The following is a 16,903-nucleotide window of genomic DNA, read 5'->3' on the forward strand; positions in this document are numbered from 1 at the left end:
TCTGCCTCTGCGGCTTGCGTGAGGACCCGCCGTCGTCGAGGACGGCGGCCCCACGGAAGACGCCGGTCCCTCCGCCGAGGAAGGCGGCCCCGCAACCCCAGGAGGCCCTGCGGCGCTCGAGGAGGGCGACTCGGACGGCTCGAGCGCCAGCGCCTTTGCCTCCGCACGGAGATCCACGCGATGATCGCAGCGAGGGCAGACGAGGAAGGCTCCCGGCTGGACCGAGTCCCCCACGTGCCCACCGGAAGCGGGCTTTTCGTCGGCCGGGGAGGACACCACCTCGATCCGGGATCGTCCGTCACTTCGGCTCACATCGCAAGTCCAACGATGGCCGCGCTGGCTCGGGGCGGCAGGCGACGTTGGATGGATCGCCGCAGGCCTGATCGGCACAGCACATGTCGCCGCATATCCCTCCCCCTCCCGATTCCGGGGGTCTCTCCACGGCAGGGAGAACACACACGCCGCTCCTGCACTGGTCGTCGCGCCGACACGCGGCCCCTACCCCCAGGGTCGCGCTCGCCTCGGCCGATCCCACGCAGGCCCGGATCGGTGCGCCGCCGTGGTCCACCACCCTGCACCGCGCCGCGAGCAGCTCACCCGCTCCCCCATCCACCACCCCGGGGCATTGCGCCGAGCCGCAGCAAGGCGCCGCACAGCGTTTCGTGCCCTCGATGTCCAGGCAGGCGCCCGAGGCGCACACCTCGTCCCCCGAGCAAGATGCATGGGTGCCCCTCGTGCCGGCCCGCGGTGGCAGGCACGTCCAGGCAGCGCCAGCCGCCACCAGGCCATGGGCGAGCTGGCACACGCCGCCTCCTGCCGCGCAGTTCGCGTCGGAGCAGCAGGTGTCCACACAGCTCCCTCCGGAACACAGGCCCGAGCGGCAGTCCCCTGCGCCGCTGCACGGCGCCCCCGCCTTGCCCCGTCCGACCCGCTCCCGCCCGATGGCTGGACCGGACCGACAGAACCCGAAGGCGCTCCCCTTCGGGACCCAGCACACCAGCCCTTCGGCGGGATCACAGTCGCTCGACGCACAGCAAGGGCGAGAACAGAAGCCCACCTGGACGTCACCCGACCCCGCGCCCGGTGCCAGGCAGAAGCTCCCCGGAGCGCAGTCTCCTTCTTCGAAGCAGGGCCGCCCCAGCGGGGCGAGCGCGACGCAGCTCCCGGCGCGGCACACGTGCTCTGCAGGACACGCGGGAGCGCCGATGACCCCCTCTTCCGAGCAGCCGATGGTGCCCACCTCCCCATCGACGATCAGCTCGCAGCCCTGACCGAGCAGGAGGCCCACGCCGAGCACGCCCACCGCGAGCCCTCGCGGCAAGAGGCCTGGACGGCCGCGAAGCAGGCCCGTCACCATCAGAACCCGAGCCGGAGCCGCGCCCCGGCGCCGTAGGGCTCCACGGCGATCGCCGCAGCTGGAGCCGATCGTCGTCCCGCGGACGCGCCTCGTCCCGCGGACGCGGAGACCGACGCGCCTCGTTCCGTGGGTGCGGACGCCGGCGGGACAGTGGGTGACCCGGCCGGGAGCGCTCGAGATGGCGTGTTCAGGTGAAGGACCAGCGCGAGCCCGAAAGCCGCCCCACCGAGCAGGAACGCCACATCGGCGATGACGGCATCCCGGTGCGCGTGACGTGCATCCGTGAGGATGTCCTCGGCGCTGACCCCCGGCCCCGTCGTCGCGTCTCCGGCAGGAGCTCGGAGCAGCGCGCTCAGGCCGAAGACAGTGCCGGTGAGCAGCGCGCTCACCGAAACGCCACCCGCCACGAGGACAGGGGCGCTGAGAGGCCTCCCGTCTCCGACCCGCGCCCGACGGACCTCCGCGCCTCGGCTCGCCTCGGGCGTCCCTGACGAGGGCCGAGCCTCCAGGCCCTTCCCCAGCATCTCTTTCTTCGCCCCCTCGAGCCGCCGGAGCATCGCCTCTGCGTCGGCGCGCGCCCTGGGCTGCGTTTCCATCTGGAGATAGCGCTTCAGGTGAGCCTCGGCCTGCTCGATCTCGCCCAGCTTCTCGTGGAGGATCGCCAGGTTGTAGACGAGCTCCTTGCCCTCCGGATCGGACGCCACGGCCTCCTCCAGCTTGGCGATCGCTGCCCTGTATTCGCCTCGCTGGTAGCTCGCCCGCGCCTCGTCGTGGAGGCGCATCGCCCTGTCGATGCGCGCCTGGGTCTCGTCCACCCCGTGCCCCGAGCCCGGGGCTGCCGACGCCGCTCGACCCGGCGCCTCTGGCGACGCGGCGCCCTGCGGTCCGGGCGACGCCATCGCCGAGGTCGAGGCCGTCATGCAGGCCGCCAGCAAGAAGGAGGACAGAGGGAGACGTGACCCCCGCACGCCGCTCGGAGGGGCGCTGTCAGGATCTGGCACTGGCGCTCCGAACGTCACCCGGACTCCACGATAGCGCAAACACCGTCCGAGCGGCGCTCATGCAGCTGCCGTCCGCGCCTCGCTCACGCCGATGCCACCTGCGTGTCGCACACGCAGGCGGCACTCACGGGATGGAGCAGGCGTACTCGCCGACCAGCACCAGGCTGCGGACGCAGCAGACGTCGACGGTCTTCCCTTTGCGCGAGGTGAAGGTCATCGACTGGCCGAGAGGCGTCCGCGCGAGGCGGGTCAGCGTCGTGCTGCACGTCGGCCCCTCCTCGGCGCAGGCGACCGCACGCGCCGCCTTTTCCACCTCCGTATTGTCGGCGAGGACATTGTAGGCAGCGGAAACCGAGAACACGACGCAGAGAACGAAGATCAGAGCCTGGCCCGCGCGCTTCACGCGCCAGAGCTTATCCGAACCCCCTGGCCACGCGGGCGCTCTTCGAACGCCAGGGTGCGAACACCAGGGCGCCGCGGGCTGGTCAGAGATGCACGCCCGAGCCAGGCCGCGCCTTCCACGGCTCGCGCCGCGTCGTGAACTGTCCACGGACGAAGGCGCCGAGCACCGGGGCGATGTTCCGCGGGATGTCGTCATCCCACTCGCCCCCGTCGATTCCATCGCGCGGGGTCAGATCGAGGGCGGGCAAGAAGAACCCCGGGTAGCGGTTCCAGGGGATCTTCAGCTCGTCGAGATCTTCCTGAAACACATCGATATCTACCCGGACCAGCCGGACGCCGCGCAGGGCGGTCTGCATCAGCGCGTCGGTGAGGGACTGCTCGACCCCGCGGCAGGGCTCGCAGGGGTCGCGCGTGGTCATCACCACCACCTTCTCACCGAGCTCGGAGGCCGCAGCCCGCTGCTTCGCCAGCTCCTCCCCGAGCGTGCGCACGTCGACCCCCACGTCGACGACGGTCAGGTCGCCGATGCGCTGCAGCGTCGTCTTCTGAGGGACGCTCCCGCCCGGGGTCGACGAGGCGGCCTCGGACTCGGGCATGACCTTCGTCGTGGCAACGGGTTCGGTCGCCTCGGACTCCACGGCGGCGGGCAGCTTGCCGTGCGCGTACGTGAGGTCCCACGCGCCGAGGGCGAGCGCCGCGCCCCACCCGGTGGTGAGCAGCGCCCCCAGAAGCAAGCCGGCCGTGGCGAGGCCATGCCCCCCACGCACGACGGGCGCGTCGTCGATCTCCTTGCGCGCCGCCCAGCCGAGCACCATCGCCGCGACCGACCCCACAGGGCCGAGCAGCAGCGCCACGACGGAGAGCACCGCCATCGCGGACATCCCCGCGCGCGGGAGCGGCGCCATCGAAGCGTCGCAAGGCTGGACGAACGGAATCGCCGGCCCGGTCACCGGCTCACCGCGGGGCTCGAGCAAGCTCCCGGCGGCGAGCTTCCATTCGGAGAGGCTCAGCCTCGTGGCGACATCCGAGGGCGAACTCTCGGGCACCTCCGGTGGTCCGTCTCGACCTGCAGCGCCTGGCTCCAGAGGCTCACGCCCCGACGGGGTACCGTCCTCTGCCTGCTCCGAGCTGCGCTGCGCGTCGCTCACCGCCGAATACTAGCGCCATCGGGCCGCCGCGCCCGCTGTTCGATGCGAGGCTCACCGGGCGCGCTGGGCGGCTCACGAGGTGCGCGCGCTGGGCGCAACCCGCCACGCTTCGCGCGCAGTCATGCGCGGGTTGCGCTCAATCAGGGGACGCAGGCGACGTCGGCGATGCGCAGGACTGCGCGCTTGGTGCTCACCGCGGGGCTCATGATCTCCGTCCACGCGACGGCCACGCGGGGCCCGGAAGCGGCGACGACGGGCGGATCCTTCACCGCGTTCACGCCGTCGGTCACGCGCAGCCCGGAGGCGGACGGAGCCCCATCCTGACCCAGACGCGCGAGCAGCACCTGTCCGTCGGACTTTCCGTCATGGCCCACCCACGAGACCAGGATGCCCCCATCGATCGGGGTCGCCGCCCCCCACTTCCCTTTTCCGACCACCCAGGTCGTACTGGCGGGCTTGGCCGCGGTGTCCAGCCCTCGCGCCAGCAAGGTCTCCCCCTCGGACCACAGGGCGATGGCGCCCGCGCTGGTGGGGACGAGCACGAGCCGATCCCGACGCGGTCCTTCGGCGGCGAGTTCCTGCGCCTCGCCTTCCTTGCCGGCGAGGTCGAAGCGCGAGACCCGCATGCTTCCATTTTCTTCGTGCCACCCGACGAAGTACCCGCCCGCATCGGCCGCGATGGCGGGACGCCGCGCTTGCTTCGCGTGGTGGGTGACGCTGACCGCTCTCACGCTCGGCTCTCCGGGCTCGGTGGGTGCGAAGCGGAAGACACCGAGCTGGTCACGCTCTGGACCGAAGGGGGCGGCGGCCACCAGCCCGCCCTCGGGCGCTGCCGCGAGCGCGACACTCTCCCCGGCCTCCTTGCCCACGGCAGCGAGGTGCTGGATCTCCGGCAGCGGCGACACTTCCCAGCGAGGCCGCGCGTACGCCAGGCCTTCCCCGTCGAACCAGGTGACCGTCCACGCGCCGCTGGTGTCGAACACGTTCAACCCCCCCTGCCGCGTCGAGCCGATGGAGCGCGCCCGCGCGACCTGCCGGGCATCCCCATCGAAGCCAGCGAAGGCGATGTGGGCGTCGGGGTTGTTCTGCAGCTCCACCAGCCACACGGCAGCGAAGATGCCCCCCCCCGCTGTCCGGCCCGTCAGTCCGAGCCCTTGGCGCTGGAGGTAGCTCGCCAGATCGGTGGACTTCACCTTGCAGGCGGCCACCTCGCTCGTCGGCTTGAACTCCGTCACGCCGTCCCCGCGAGGGGTCACCGGCTCGGGCGTGTTCACCACGGCGGTGACCGTGGCCGCCGCCGTCGTGTCCGGAGAGGCGGTCGTGACCACACCCGTGTCGGCGGTCGTGGCCTGGCTCGGAGACGACTTCTGGTTGCACGCCGCCGCAGAGGCAGCGCAGAGCAACAGACAGAGCGTCGCGGCTTTCTTCAAGACCGGCAGCCGGGATGATGGGTGCAGTGTTCGAGGTCCGGTCGCATGAGGCAGGATGCGTTCCGGGTCGCAGGGCGAAGGAGGATGAATCCTTCGCCCTGCGGGCATGGTGCGAAGCAGAGGACTTGAACCTCCACGGGAGTTACCCCACTGGAACCTGAATCCAGCGCGTCTGCCAATTCCGCCAGCTTCGCTTGCAAACGGGAGGCATCAACTAGCTGGTCCCCCCTCATCCGTCAAGAGCGTCATGTCCACATTCGTTCTTCTGGCACCGGACAGCGACCTCCCGACCCCGACGGGACCCCTCACACAGGGCCTCTCTCTACTTCCAGTCCGTCTTCCCGTCCGCCTCGCCTCATGAGGAGAGGGGCTCCTCTGGAATCGAGAATTCGCAGGCGTGACCAGTGACCGGGTCCCATCGACCGCCGACGACACCAGGTGTCCACCGTGACCAGGTGCCGTCAGGCCGAAGACGGCATCCGGTCTCCCGGGTGACCCGATGCCGGAGGTCGCCAGACGACACCTCGTTTCCAGAAGCACCTCCCGGAACTCCCCCTCCGGCGCCCGGGTGAGCCCGTGACCCGAGGCCGTCGGCCAGGTCACCCGGCAACCCTCCCCGGGGAGCTCCGGTGAGATCACCCAGTCACGAGGGTGACCTGTCGAAATTCACGTCCCTGTCCTCCGAGGGCTGCCCCGGAGCGACGGAGCCACGCTCCAGCAGCCAGACCGTCCAGCCGGAGCGAGGGGTGCCTGGGCCGCTGGGCTCCTCTGAACGCCCCTCCCCCTGGGTGCCCGACGCCAGGCGCATGTGCTAGGGGACGCGCCGATGGCGGTTTCCCATCCACCGCGCCCCCACCTCCTCCATGGCACGCCTTCGCTCCTCGTCTTCACGGGGGTGCGGGCCGTCGATCCAGCCCAGCGCCTCGACGAGGTGGTGGACGTCGTCATCGAGGACGGCGTCATCACCCGGGTCGGGCGAGGCGCCGCGACGGAAGACGTGCGGCAGGCCGAGCGCGCACAGGTCTTGAACGGCCAGGGGATGCTGCTCGTCCCCGCCTTCATCGATCTGCACGCCCACCTGCGCGAGCCAGGTCAGGAGTACAAAGAAGACATCGCCTCGGGCCTCGCGGCGGCGGCAGCGGGCGGCTTCGCGCACGTCTGCGTGATGCCGAACACGCGCCCCGTGAACGACACGCGCGCCATCACGGAGATGATGGTGGCCCGGGCCCGGGAGGTGGGTGGCCCCGCCTTGCACCCGATCGGCGCGATCACCGTCGGGCAGAAGGGCAAGGAACTCGCCGAGATGGCGGACATGAAGGAGGCGGGCGCGGTCGCCGTCAGCGACGACGGGCACTGCGTCACCTCCAGCGCGGTGATGCGGCGCGCCCTGGAGTACGCCAGCACCTTCGACATGCCCGTGATCCAGCACGCCGAGGATCACGCCCTCACCGAGGGCGCCCAGATGCACGAGGGGGCGATCTCCACCCGGCTCGGGCTGCGCGGCTGGCCGCGGGTCGCCGAGGACATCATCGTCGCCCGTGACGTGCTGCTCGCCGAGGTGACCGGCGCCCGCTACCACGTCGCGCACGTCTCCTCGCTCGGCGCCGTGCGCATCCTGCGCGAGGCGAAGGGGCGCGGCATCGCGGTGACGGCCGAGGTGACGCCACATCACCTGACGCTCACCGACGAAGCGGTGATCGGCTATGACACGGTCTGCAAGGTGAACCCGCCCCTGCGTGAACAGGCCGACGTCGACGCGCTCCGCGAAGCGCTCGCCGACGGAACCATCGACGTCATCGCCACCGATCATGCGCCGCACTCGTCCCTGGAGAAAGACTGCGAGTTCGCCGAGGCGTCGCCCGGCATGATCGGTCTGGAGCTGGTGGTGCCGGTGCTCCTCGGACTGGTGCGAAGCGGCGCGCTGTCGCTCGGCCGGCTCGTCGACGCCCTCACCCGCGCGCCGGGTCGGGTGATCGGGCTGGGCGCACCGACCCTCGCCGTGGGCCAGCGCGCCGAGCTGTGCTTGATCGATCCGGAGCGCCGCTACCGCATCGATCCCGCGCGGCTGCGCTCGAAGAGCCGGAACACGCCGTTCCTCGGGCGCGAGCTGGTCGGACAGGTGTGTCTCACGCTGGCCGGGGGGCGCGTCGTGTTCGCAGATTCTCTCGTGGAGGCGCAGTCGTCCGCGCCTCGAGGGCCTGGAGGGCCCGTTTCATGACGTCCTCGCATACCGTCCACTTCATCAGCCTCGGGTGCCCCAAGAACCGCGTCGACTCGGAGGTCATGCTCGGCGTCGCGCGCCAGGCGGGCTACGAGCACGTCGGTACGCCCGAGGACGCCGAGGTGATCGTCATCAACACCTGCGGGTTCATCGGCGAGGCCAAGAAGGAGTCGATCGACACCATCCTGGAGATGGCCCAGCACAAGGACGGCGGGCGCTGCCAGCGCCTGGTGGTCGCGGGCTGCCTGTCGCAGCGCCACCCCGACGAGCTGGCCGCCGAGATCCCCGAGGTCGATCACTTCCTCGGGTCGAGCGACATGCTGCGGCTGAAAGACATCCTCGCTGGCGGCGCGGAGCGCATGCTGGTGGGCAACCCGGCCCAGTGGGTGGTGCAGGCCTCGGATCCGCGCGCCCTGTCCACGCCGGGGGGCAGCGCGTACGTGAAGATCGCCGAGGGCTGCAACCGCACCTGCTCCTTCTGCGTGATCCCCGACATGCGCGGCAAGCAGCGCTCGCGCTCGGAGGAGGACATCGTGCGCGAGGTGGAGCAGCTCGCCGCCGGCGGCGTCCGCGAGATCAACCTGATCTCGCAGGACACGGTGGCCTGGGGCCGCGATCTCCCCTCGGCGGGTCGGACGTCGCTGGCGCGGCTCGTCGAGAAGGTCGCCGACGTGCCCGGGATCAAGTGGGTGCGGGTCTTTTACCTCTACCCGGAGACGCTCGGTGACGACCTGATCGAGGTCATCGCCCACCACCCGCGCGTGGTTCGCTACGTGGACATGCCCTTGCAGCACGCGGCCGACGGCATGCTCCGGCGGATGCGGCGTGGCCACGGTGGTGACCGGCTCCGGCGGGTGGTGTCCAAGCTCCGCGAGCGCGTGGCCGACCTGACCTTCAGGACCGCGTTCATCGTGGGGCACCCGGGCGAGACGGACGAGGAGTTCGAGGAGCTCTGCGAGTTCGTGCGCTGGGCGGAGTTCGAGCGCGTCGGCGTGTTCAAGTACTCGCCCGAAGAAGGGAGCCGGAGCGCCGCGATGGACGCGCTCGTGCCCGAGCGCAAGGCCGAGAGCCGCCACCGGAAGCTGATGACGCTGCAGCGGAAGATCGCGCATCGGAAGAGCACGGCGCTGGTCGGGCGTGAGCTGGAGGTCCTGGTGGAGGGGTCCAGCGACGAACACGAGTACGTGCTCATGGGCCGCCACGCGGGACAGGCGCCCGACATCGACGGGCAGGTGTACCTGTCCGGCGGAGAGGCGCGCCCCGGCGAGATGCGGCGGGTGTTGATCACCCAGGCGAGCCATTACGACCTCGTGGGCGAGCTGCTCGACGACGACGCGCCCTCTCCCTCCCCTCTCCCCGCCGCACGTGCGAAGCGGGTGAGCTTGCGGGTGCTGCAAACCGACGGGCGAAGCAGCCAATCAAGTTGACACTCCGACCCGACGAGAAGATCACGCAACCCCTCGAAAAATGCGCGAATCGCAGCACCTGTCCAGTGGGCACAAGACGTGCTAGCAGCCTACTGAGATGCAACGCCGCGCCGCCTTCCGCCTCGTCGCCCTCGCGGTCTCGCTGCTTGCGGGTGCGGCCTGCCTGAGCCCCACCCTACCCCTCCCGCCGCCCGAGGCGCCCGACACGATCCGGCTCTCGGCGGACAACCCCGACATGTGGGTGATCTCCGGGAGCTGCTACCCGGGCGCCATGGTGACGCTCTTCAACGATCGCACGCGGCAAGGCGTCGTCATCGAAGACACCGACAGGAATGGCCGCTTCAGCGTGACGATCGCTGCCGAGCGCTGCGATCTGGTGCTGATCTCCCAGGAAGTGGTCACCGATCAGGGCATCGAGAGCAGTCCCCACAACAGCTTCGTGATCGAGGAGCGGGACTCGACCGGTGTGACCGGCGAAGCCTGCCCGTAGACCGGCGAAGCCACCTGTGAGGCCCCAGCATGGCCATCTAGCGCTTCAGCGAAGCGAGCTCGGCGACCCGTAGCGCCTGTCCGAGGGCCCAGCCGAACCTGTTCTTCGGACAGGTGGAGCTTGCTCGTCGACCCGCAGACGCTGGTCGTGGCGCGTAGCTCGGGGTCTTCGCCCTCACCCGTGTGCGCTGGCATCCAGCCGGCATCTCAGGGGTTTTCGTCCTCACCCGCGCGATGGTGTACGTTGGGTCGCGATGGCTCCGGCGCCGCCCAGCCCCCCACCGCACGCGACCCGTGTGCTCGTCGTCGACGACGAGCCTGGCCTCCGCCAGGTCCTCGACATCACCTTCCGCAGGCACGGGTACGACGTCGCGCAGGCCCCGGGCGTGAAGCCAGCGCTGGAGGCCATCCGACAAGCGCCGCAGCCGTTCCCCCTGGTGCTCACCGATCTCCTGATGCCCGACGGCTCGGGGATCGATGTGCTCACCGCGGCGAAGGCGCGGAACGCCGCGACCGAGGTCATCGTGATGACGGCGCACTCGACCGTGGAGTCCGCCATCGAGGCGATGCGCGGCGGTGCGTACGACTTCGTGACCAAGCCGTTCTCGCCTGCGGAGATCGCGGCGCTCGGCGCGAAGGCACTGGAGAAGAGCTCCATCGTCGCCGAGAACCAGCGGCTGCGCGCGCAGCTCGAGCGGCTCGAGGCGCCCTCGCGGGAGCTGCTCGGCGCGGGGGCCGCGATGCAGGCCATCGGCGATCTGATCGACAAGATCGCGCCGACACGGACCACGGTGCTGATCACCGGCGAGAGCGGGACGGGCAAGGAGCGCATCGCGCGCGCCATCCACGAGCGGAGCGATCGGGCGAAGGGTCCGTTCCTCGTGGTCAACTGCGGCGCGCTGCCGGAAGCCTTGATGGAGAGCGAGCTGTTCGGCCACGAGAAGGGCGCGTTCACCGGCGCCGGCGCGCGCGCACTGGGCCTGTTCCGCGAGGCCGATGGGGGAACGGTGTTGCTCGACGAGGTCGGCGAGCTGCCCGCAGCGCTGCAGGTGAAGCTCTTGCGCGTGCTCCAGGAGCGCAAGGTGCGGCCCGTGGGCGCGGCCGCGGAGCTCCCGGTCGACGTCCGCGTCCTCGCCGCGACGAACCGCGACGTGGAGGCCGAGGTGCGCGCGAGCAGCTTCCGGCAGGATCTCTACTACCGGCTCAACGTGATCCGGATCGAGGTCCCACCGCTGCGCGACCGACCCGGAGACGTGATCCGACTGGCGCAGCACTTCTTGCCGAGGTTCGCTGCCGAGCTCGGGAAGGACGTGCGAGGCCTCGCAGCGGACGCACAGCGGGCCCTGAATGCCTACCCCTTCCCAGGCAACGTCCGTGAACTGGAGAACATGATGGAACGCGCCGTCGCGCTCGCCTCGGGGCCGTCCATCGGCCTGGGTGATCTCCCCTCTGCGGTCTCGGGCCTCAGTGCCAGCCCATCACCCATGCTGACCGAGCTGCCGGAAGGTGGCTGTGCGCTGGATGAGGTCCTTGGCGAGGTCGAGCGACGTCTCATCCTGCAAGCGCTGGAGCGGTCGGGCGGCGTGCGAAAAGCGGCGGCGAAGCTGCTCGGTGTCACCTTTCGATCCCTCCGTTACCGCCTGGCCAAGCACGCGCTGGGGGAGGAAGGAGGCGAAGAGGACGATGACCTGGAGGCGCCTGGACGGGAATCGTCACTCCCGGAGAGAGTGGGTGACGATTTTGGTCACCGGCGATCCCCTGGCGCTGGCAAGTGAACCCCTTCGAGTCCCTCAACCTCGTCGAAATGCGAAGGATTCCCATGGATTCTCTGAACACCTGGATCAGCAGATGGCCACGTTACAAGCGTGGCACGCACCGTGCTCATGGAGCCGCACGCATGCTGAGCACGACGCAACGGCGGAGGATCTGTGCCAGGGGCTTCACCCTGGTGGAGCTTCTCGTGGTCGTTGCGATGATCGGTGTCCTCGCAGCCATCGCGCTGGTGGGATACCGCAGGTACATGAACTCGGCGGGCTCCGCCGAGGCACGCGCCGTCATGCAGGGCATCCGAGGCTCGGAGGAAGCCTATCGCGCAGAGATGCTCACGTACCTCGGCTGCTCGGGGTGCGCGTCGGCGACCGGATGTGCGCCTGGAGGCGGCAGCCTCACCGACTGGTACCCGATGAATTCTCCCGGGCAGCAGAAGCATCACTGGGTCAACCCCGGCCACGGGGATTATCAGTGCTGGCGGCTGCTCAACGTGACGACCGACGGGCCAGTGCGCTTCGGCTATTCGGTCGTCGCTGGCCTGGCAGGCAGCATCAGCGTGGGCGGGATTGGAATGACCAACGCGCCCTCGTTTCCTGATACCAGCGAGCCCTGGTACGTGATCGCAGCGCGCGGGGATCGCGACGGTGATGGCGATCCCGCACTGCTGATCACCTCGTCGTTGAACGGCGAGATCTACGCAGAGAAGGATTCGGAGTGAGCTAGTCTCGTTCCGATCGAACATTTCGGAGCAACCAGCGAGGTTGCTCATGACAAGGGTTGGGATGCGGGTTGGCCGAGACACCCCGCACCGAACAGAGTCAGAGTCAGGTCTCTCGGCAGATCAACTACGGAGGATCGACACATGCGCGCATACAAGCGATACAACAACCGAGCATTCACGCTGGTCGAGCTGATGATCGTCGTCGCCATCATCGGCGTGCTGGCGGCGCTCGCGATCTACGGCGTCCGCCGCTACATGGCGAGCGCGAAGACCTCGGAAGCCAAGAACAACATCGGCGCGATCTCGCGCGCGGCTTCGTCGGCTTACGAGCGGGAGAACGTGTCGCCCGAGATCCTCGTTCCCGGCCAGTCTTCGACGGGCACGAGCCACGCGCTCTGCACCGACGCGACGCCCGTCCCTGTCACGATGCCAGCTGGCAACAAGTTTCAGCCTGCTGAGGCCGACTGGGGTGGAGCGACGGATCTGACGGGCTGGCGCTGCCTGAAGTTCGCCGTCACCCAGCCGATCTATTACCAGTACCAGTACTCGACGAGCGGCAACTTCCAGAACCTGGGCACGGCGGTGCTCCCGGCCCACCAGGGCGCCGAGTACTTCGACGCGGTCGCCACCGGCGATCTCGACGCCGACAACGAGCCCAGCGCATTCGCTCGCGGCGGTGACGTGATCAACGGCCAGCTCGTCCTGGCGACGCAGCTCTACGTCAACAACGAGTACGAATGATGACCGCTGGGCTGCCCGATCCGAAAACGGGCAGCCCGTTGGTTCTCCCACGATGAGGAGCGCTCGGCCATGCGAGGCACTGCAGCCCAGAGAGGTCGAGGTTTCACGCTCGTCGAGCTGATGATCGTCGTGGCGATCATCGGTATCCTCGCCGGGCTCGCCGTGGTCGGCGTCCGGCGCTACCTCGTCGCGGCTCGTGTCGCCGAGGCCAAGGACATCGTGGGCGCCATCTCCCGCAGCGCCACGGTCGCTTACAACAACGAGCAAAGCGTCCCGGTGATCCCACCAGGCCCAGGCTTCTACAGCCCGACCTCACGCATGCTCTGTGGCTCGGCAGCGCCCGTCCCGACGAGCCTCGATCTTGTCCGTGGCAAGAAGTACCAGCCCAACACGGCGGCGAACTCGGACTTCAACACGGGCAACATGGGCGTTGGGTGGCAGTGCCTCAAGTTCGCGATCGAGCAGCCCATCCACTTTCAGTACCACTATTCCTCGGCTGGCAACTTCGTGAGCAGCGGCCTCCCTGGTGCCCCCACCCCCTCGGGCGCCGAGGCGTTCGAGGCCGCAGCGCTGGGTGATCTGAACGCGGACACCACGATCAGCACTTTCGCTCGGGTAGGCGAGGTGCACGACAGCGAGCTCATCCTGAGCACCGCAATCTTCGTCCATAACGAGTTCGAGTGATGGCTGCGTCTCGCTTCGGCCGGGATGGGCTAGCGACGTGCGCCGCGCTCGGGTAGAGAGAGCCTCATGTCGTGGCGCTCGTGGAGCGCGGCCGAGCTGGGCGCGGCCATCGCGCTGGGTGGAAGCCTGCTCGCCGTTGCCGTCCCTGCCTTCTTCCGCAACCTCAGCGCTTCCAAGCTGAGCGAGCCGATTGAAGGTCTCGACAGGCTGGCCAGCAGCGCGCTCGCTTACGCCGAGGTCCATCCGCAAGAGATCAGCTTCCCGCCTCCGGCGCCGCTGACGCCCGCCCAGGTCCCACGCGGGACCCGTGCGCTCGATCCACCCGAAGCCTGGGAGCATTTGACCTGGAAGTCGCTCGACTTCTCGTTCGAGGAGCCGCACGCCTTCGCCTTCCAGTTCGAGAGCGCGCTCGACCCGACGACGGGTGTGATGCGCTTCGTCGCGCGTGCCCACGGCGATCTCGATGGCGATGGAGCCTTCTCCACCTTCGAGGTGCAAGGAGAGCGTCACCCCGGCCAGCCAGCGCGCATGCTGCCCGGGATGTTCGTCGATCGCGAGGTGGAGTGATGGCGCGCGAGGGGCTGGTCACAGCAGCCATCGTGGCGGCGGCGGTGGCAGCCATCGGCCTGGTCCGTGCTCCCGCTGCGGAGGCGGAGCAGCGGGTCAAGGCGACGACCGACGTCCCCTTGCTGCCCCCACCCGAGCAGACGGTGCGCCTCTCGATGGGCTACCGCGCAGCGCTCGCGGATCTGCTGTGGTCCCACGTGCTCGTCGCGCAGGGCTTGCGTGTCTCCGAGCGCCGGCGCTTCGACACGCTCACCATGCTGCTCGACACCATCAACGAGCTCGATCCGACCTTCCGGGATCCGTACCTCTTCGCCGACGCGCTGATCACGTTCCAGGCCTCCGAGACGCCTCACGAAGAGGTGGTCAAGGCGCGTGAAATCATGGAGCGCGGGGTGAAGCATCTCCCGCTCGACGGTGAGCTGTGGCTCGTGCTGGGGCAGTTCGTGGCGTTCATCGCGCCGGCTGGCTACCTGAAAGACGATGCCGAGAAGCAGCGGTGGCGCATCGAGGGCGCGCACTACCTCGCGAGGGCCGCAGAACTCGGGGGAGGCAACGCGAGCGTGAGCTGGCAGGCGCTGGGGGGCGCGAACATCCTGGGTCGTGCTGGCCAGCGAGAGGCCCAGATCCGGTTCTTGCAGCGCACGCTCGCGGTGACCGACGACGAGGAGATGCAGCAACGGCTCCGGGCGCAGCTCGAGCAGCTCCGCGGTCAGGAGGCGGCCGACGGGTACATGCGCCGCTCCGCGCGGTTCAACGAGCAGTGGCGCCATGATCTGCCCTTCGTCGGGAAGACGACGTTGCTCGTCCTGGGGCCGCCGTACGACGCCGCCTATTGCTCGGGCGATGACCACCGCCAGGAAGCGCGCTGCGCGACCACCTGGAAGACGTGGGCGCAGCGCGTGGACGAGAAGCCCTGAGCGCTCGCGGAGAGCGCTCGGGTCAGCCGGATGAAGGGGATGCGGAGGGGAGCGCCGCACGCATGCGTTGCGGCGCCTGAGAGGGGTTACTTGAACTTGACGGCAGCGGTCGCGGTCTTGCCAGCGGCCACCGTGACGGTGACGGACTTCTTCCCGAGCTCGGGGTGAATGAACGTCACCGTGTGCGAGCCGGGCGAGACGCTGACACCCACCTTGGGCGTGCTCCCCAGCGGGCGGCCGTCGAGCACTACCTTGGAGACGGGGATCGAGTTGATGTTCAGCGTCCCCTGGTCGGAAGACGCCTGCGTCGTTGCCGGCGTCTTCGTCTCCTTCGGCTCGCTCGGGGTGGGCGCAGGTCCGGGCGTCGGCGTTGCGACGGTCCCTCCGACGTGCCCCGTTCCGCCCGTGGAGACAGCAGGCGCCTTGCCTGCCTCGTTGAGCTCGATGCGGATGGTGCGCTCGGCCTCGCCGTCGTCGAAGGTCAGCGGCTGGTTCATCTCCTCGAAGCCAGCCTTCTTGGCGACGAGCTTCCAGCCCTCGCTCAGATCGATGTCCAGCTTGACGGGAGGCGTCGCCCAGAGGCTGTCGGGCAAGCGCTTCTCGGTCCCCTTGGCGTTGACCAGGCTGATCGCCGTCCCTGGGGTGACGCGCTCCAGCGTGACCTGGCCCTTCAGCACCTTGAGGGCGATGTCGCCGATCTCCTTGAGCTGGCCCTGGGTGACCTCCACGGTCTGCTCGCGCTTCTCGTAGCGGTCGCCGGCCTCGAAGCGCAGCTTGTGCGAGCCGGGCTCGAGGGGCAGCTCCAGCGGCAGCGTTCCCTTCTCCGTCCCGTCGACGAAGACCTTCACGCCGGACTGCTTGCCCGCGACCTTCACCCCGGTCACCTGCGGCGGCGCCACGGGCTTCGGCGGCGTGACCACGGCGCTCATGAAGTCGACGAGGACCAGGCTCTCCTTGCTGCCCTCGACCACGCCGGTCGCGTCCTGGGGCGGCAGATCGGGCGCGATCACCTTCACGGCCTTCGAGCCGGCGTCCAGCTCGCGCACCACGCAAGGCACGGTGTCGCAGCGCTTCTGACCGTCGATGAAGACCTCGGCCTTGGCGATGATCACGCCGGCGGGTGCCTTGACGTCGATCTTCAGATCGCCCTTCTTCGGCATCACCTGGACGACGATCAGGCCCGCGACGGCGAGCAAGGCGATGGCGCCGAGCGCGATGCCCGCCTTGTTGCTGCCACCGCTCTGGATCACCGGCCGAGCACGCACCTCGGTGGCTTCCTCGCTCCTCCGGGTGGGCGGGGGCGTGGCCTGGACGCCAGCGGACGGCGGGGGGACGCTCTGGTAGGCCGGCCCGGCACTGGACGCCTTGGCGGCACCGCCGGAGCTCGCGAGCAGCGCAGCCGCCGAGTTGGGGATCGCGGACCGCACGCCGGCCGCAGGCCGAGGACCCGAGGGGCCGACGGCGTCGGTCGTCGCCTTGTCGTAGACGTGGGTCGACTCTTCCTCGTCGTCCCAGTCCATGTCCACGGCAGGGCCACCCTTGCCGCCCTTCGTCTTGGCCGCGCCCTCCTGTGCGGGAGCACGTGCCGGAGGCGGCACGGCGGGCGGGAGGGGCGCCCCGCCAGCGATCGGCGGCGGCGGCGGCGTGTTCGAGGGGGGCCTCGCCGGGGGCGGCGTCACCGGGGGCAGCGTCGAGCGCACCGGGGGCGCCGTGACCGGCGGCAGCGATGCGGGCGCGGCCGCAGCAGGAGGCGGCGGGGGCAGCGGTAGCGGCGCGGCGGCAGCAGGCGGTGCGGCGGGCGGCGGCAGCGGCGCGGCCGAGACGGGCGGCATCGAAGGCGGCGGCGGCAAGCCCCCGAGCCCGCGTTGCGGCTGACGGGCCTGGCTCGGTGGTGGGGGCGTCAGGCCTGGGATCGCGGAGCGTGGCTGCTTCTTCGCGAGCCCCTCGAAGACATCCAGATCGCTGCCGCCCTTGTCATCGGACATGTTCGGGCACTCCTCAACAGAAACAGAACGCGGCGCCATCGGC

At 69.7% G+C, this 16,903-nt stretch carries 15 protein-coding genes and 1 tRNA gene; 9 read left to right on the top strand and 7 right to left on the bottom strand.

Annotated features, from left to right (window positions below; genetic code table 11):
- Positions 1-298 precede the first annotated feature (298 nt).
- From CMC5_RS44915 to CMC5_RS25650, 6 genes are all read right to left on the bottom strand, one after another.
- Positions 299-1,357, bottom strand: a complete 1,059-nt coding sequence (locus tag CMC5_RS44915) for a hypothetical protein (protein WP_050432878.1) — start codon at positions 1,355-1,357, stop codon at positions 299-301.
- Positions 1,357-2,277: a tetratricopeptide repeat protein gene (locus CMC5_RS25630; RefSeq protein ID WP_082362788.1), complete on the bottom strand. Its 921-nt coding sequence runs from the start codon at positions 2,275-2,277 to the stop codon at positions 1,357-1,359. The genes CMC5_RS44915 and CMC5_RS25630 overlap by 1 nt, the downstream gene beginning before the upstream one ends.
- A gap of 205 nt (positions 2,278-2,482) precedes the next feature.
- Positions 2,483-2,761 carry a hypothetical protein gene (locus tag CMC5_RS25635; protein WP_050432880.1) on the bottom strand — a complete coding sequence of 93 codons (279 nt, stop codon included), beginning with the start codon at positions 2,759-2,761 and terminating at the stop codon, positions 2,483-2,485.
- Between the two features lie 82 nt (positions 2,762-2,843).
- Positions 2,844-3,908, bottom strand: coding sequence for a hypothetical protein (locus tag CMC5_RS46640; protein ID WP_050432881.1), 1,065 nt, complete (start codon positions 3,906-3,908; stop codon positions 2,844-2,846).
- 140 nt (positions 3,909-4,048) lie between these two features.
- On the bottom strand, positions 4,049-5,338 hold the full coding sequence (locus CMC5_RS25645; protein WP_050432882.1) for a hypothetical protein: 1,290 nt from the start codon (positions 5,336-5,338) through the stop codon (positions 4,049-4,051).
- A gap of 107 nt (positions 5,339-5,445) precedes the next feature.
- Positions 5,446-5,532, bottom strand: a tRNA-Leu gene (locus tag CMC5_RS25650).
- Between the two features lie 632 nt (positions 5,533-6,164).
- On the opposite strand from CMC5_RS25650, the gene CMC5_RS25655 reads away from it, so the two are divergent.
- The 9 genes from CMC5_RS25655 to CMC5_RS25695 all read left to right on the top strand — a co-directional run bounded on the left by CMC5_RS25655 (position 6,165) and on the right by CMC5_RS25695 (position 14,875).
- A complete protein-coding gene (locus CMC5_RS25655) occupies positions 6,165-7,556 on the top strand; it encodes a dihydroorotase (RefSeq protein ID WP_050432883.1) in 1,392 nt (463 codons plus the stop codon).
- A complete protein-coding gene (gene rimO, locus CMC5_RS25660) occupies positions 7,553-8,986 on the top strand; it encodes a 30S ribosomal protein S12 methylthiotransferase RimO (protein ID WP_050432884.1) in 1,434 nt (477 codons plus the stop codon). The genes CMC5_RS25655 and rimO overlap by 4 nt, the downstream gene beginning before the upstream one ends.
- Before the next feature lie 97 nt (positions 8,987-9,083).
- Positions 9,084-9,476, top strand: coding sequence for a hypothetical protein (locus CMC5_RS25665; RefSeq protein WP_050432885.1), 393 nt, complete (start codon positions 9,084-9,086; stop codon positions 9,474-9,476).
- 253 nt (positions 9,477-9,729) lie between these two features.
- Positions 9,730-11,250: a sigma-54-dependent transcriptional regulator gene (locus CMC5_RS25670; protein ID WP_082362789.1), complete on the top strand. Its 1,521-nt coding sequence runs from the start codon at positions 9,730-9,732 to the stop codon at positions 11,248-11,250.
- Positions 11,251-11,372: 122 nt separating this feature from the next.
- Entirely contained in the window at positions 11,373-11,963 is a 591-nt protein-coding gene (locus CMC5_RS25675; protein ID WP_050436134.1) for a type IV pilin protein, read from the top strand.
- 144 nt (positions 11,964-12,107) lie between these two features.
- A complete protein-coding gene (locus tag CMC5_RS25680; protein WP_050432886.1) occupies positions 12,108-12,707 on the top strand; it encodes a type IV pilin protein in 600 nt (199 codons plus the stop codon).
- 69 nt (positions 12,708-12,776) lie between these two features.
- Positions 12,777-13,391: a type IV pilin protein gene (locus tag CMC5_RS25685; RefSeq protein ID WP_050432887.1), complete on the top strand. Its 615-nt coding sequence runs from the start codon at positions 12,777-12,779 to the stop codon at positions 13,389-13,391.
- Between the two features lie 66 nt (positions 13,392-13,457).
- Entirely contained in the window at positions 13,458-13,958 is a 501-nt protein-coding gene (locus tag CMC5_RS25690) for a hypothetical protein (RefSeq protein WP_050432888.1), read from the top strand.
- Complete coding sequence (locus tag CMC5_RS25695) at positions 13,958-14,875, top strand: hypothetical protein (RefSeq protein ID WP_179955480.1); 918 nt, start codon at positions 13,958-13,960, stop codon at positions 14,873-14,875. Before CMC5_RS25690 ends, CMC5_RS25695 begins: the two co-directional genes overlap by 1 nt.
- An 86-nt stretch (positions 14,876-14,961) precedes the next feature.
- Here CMC5_RS25695 and CMC5_RS25700 read toward each other — a convergent pair whose 3' ends face one another.
- Positions 14,962-16,860 (bottom strand): PEGA domain-containing protein, encoded by a 1,899-nt coding sequence (locus tag CMC5_RS25700; protein WP_050432889.1) that lies wholly within the window; start codon positions 16,858-16,860, stop codon positions 14,962-14,964.
- Positions 16,861-16,903 lie beyond the last annotated feature (43 nt).

The organism is Chondromyces crocatus, from assembly GCF_001189295.1.
Lineage (GTDB): Bacteria > Myxococcota_A > Polyangia > Polyangiales > Polyangiaceae > Chondromyces > Chondromyces crocatus.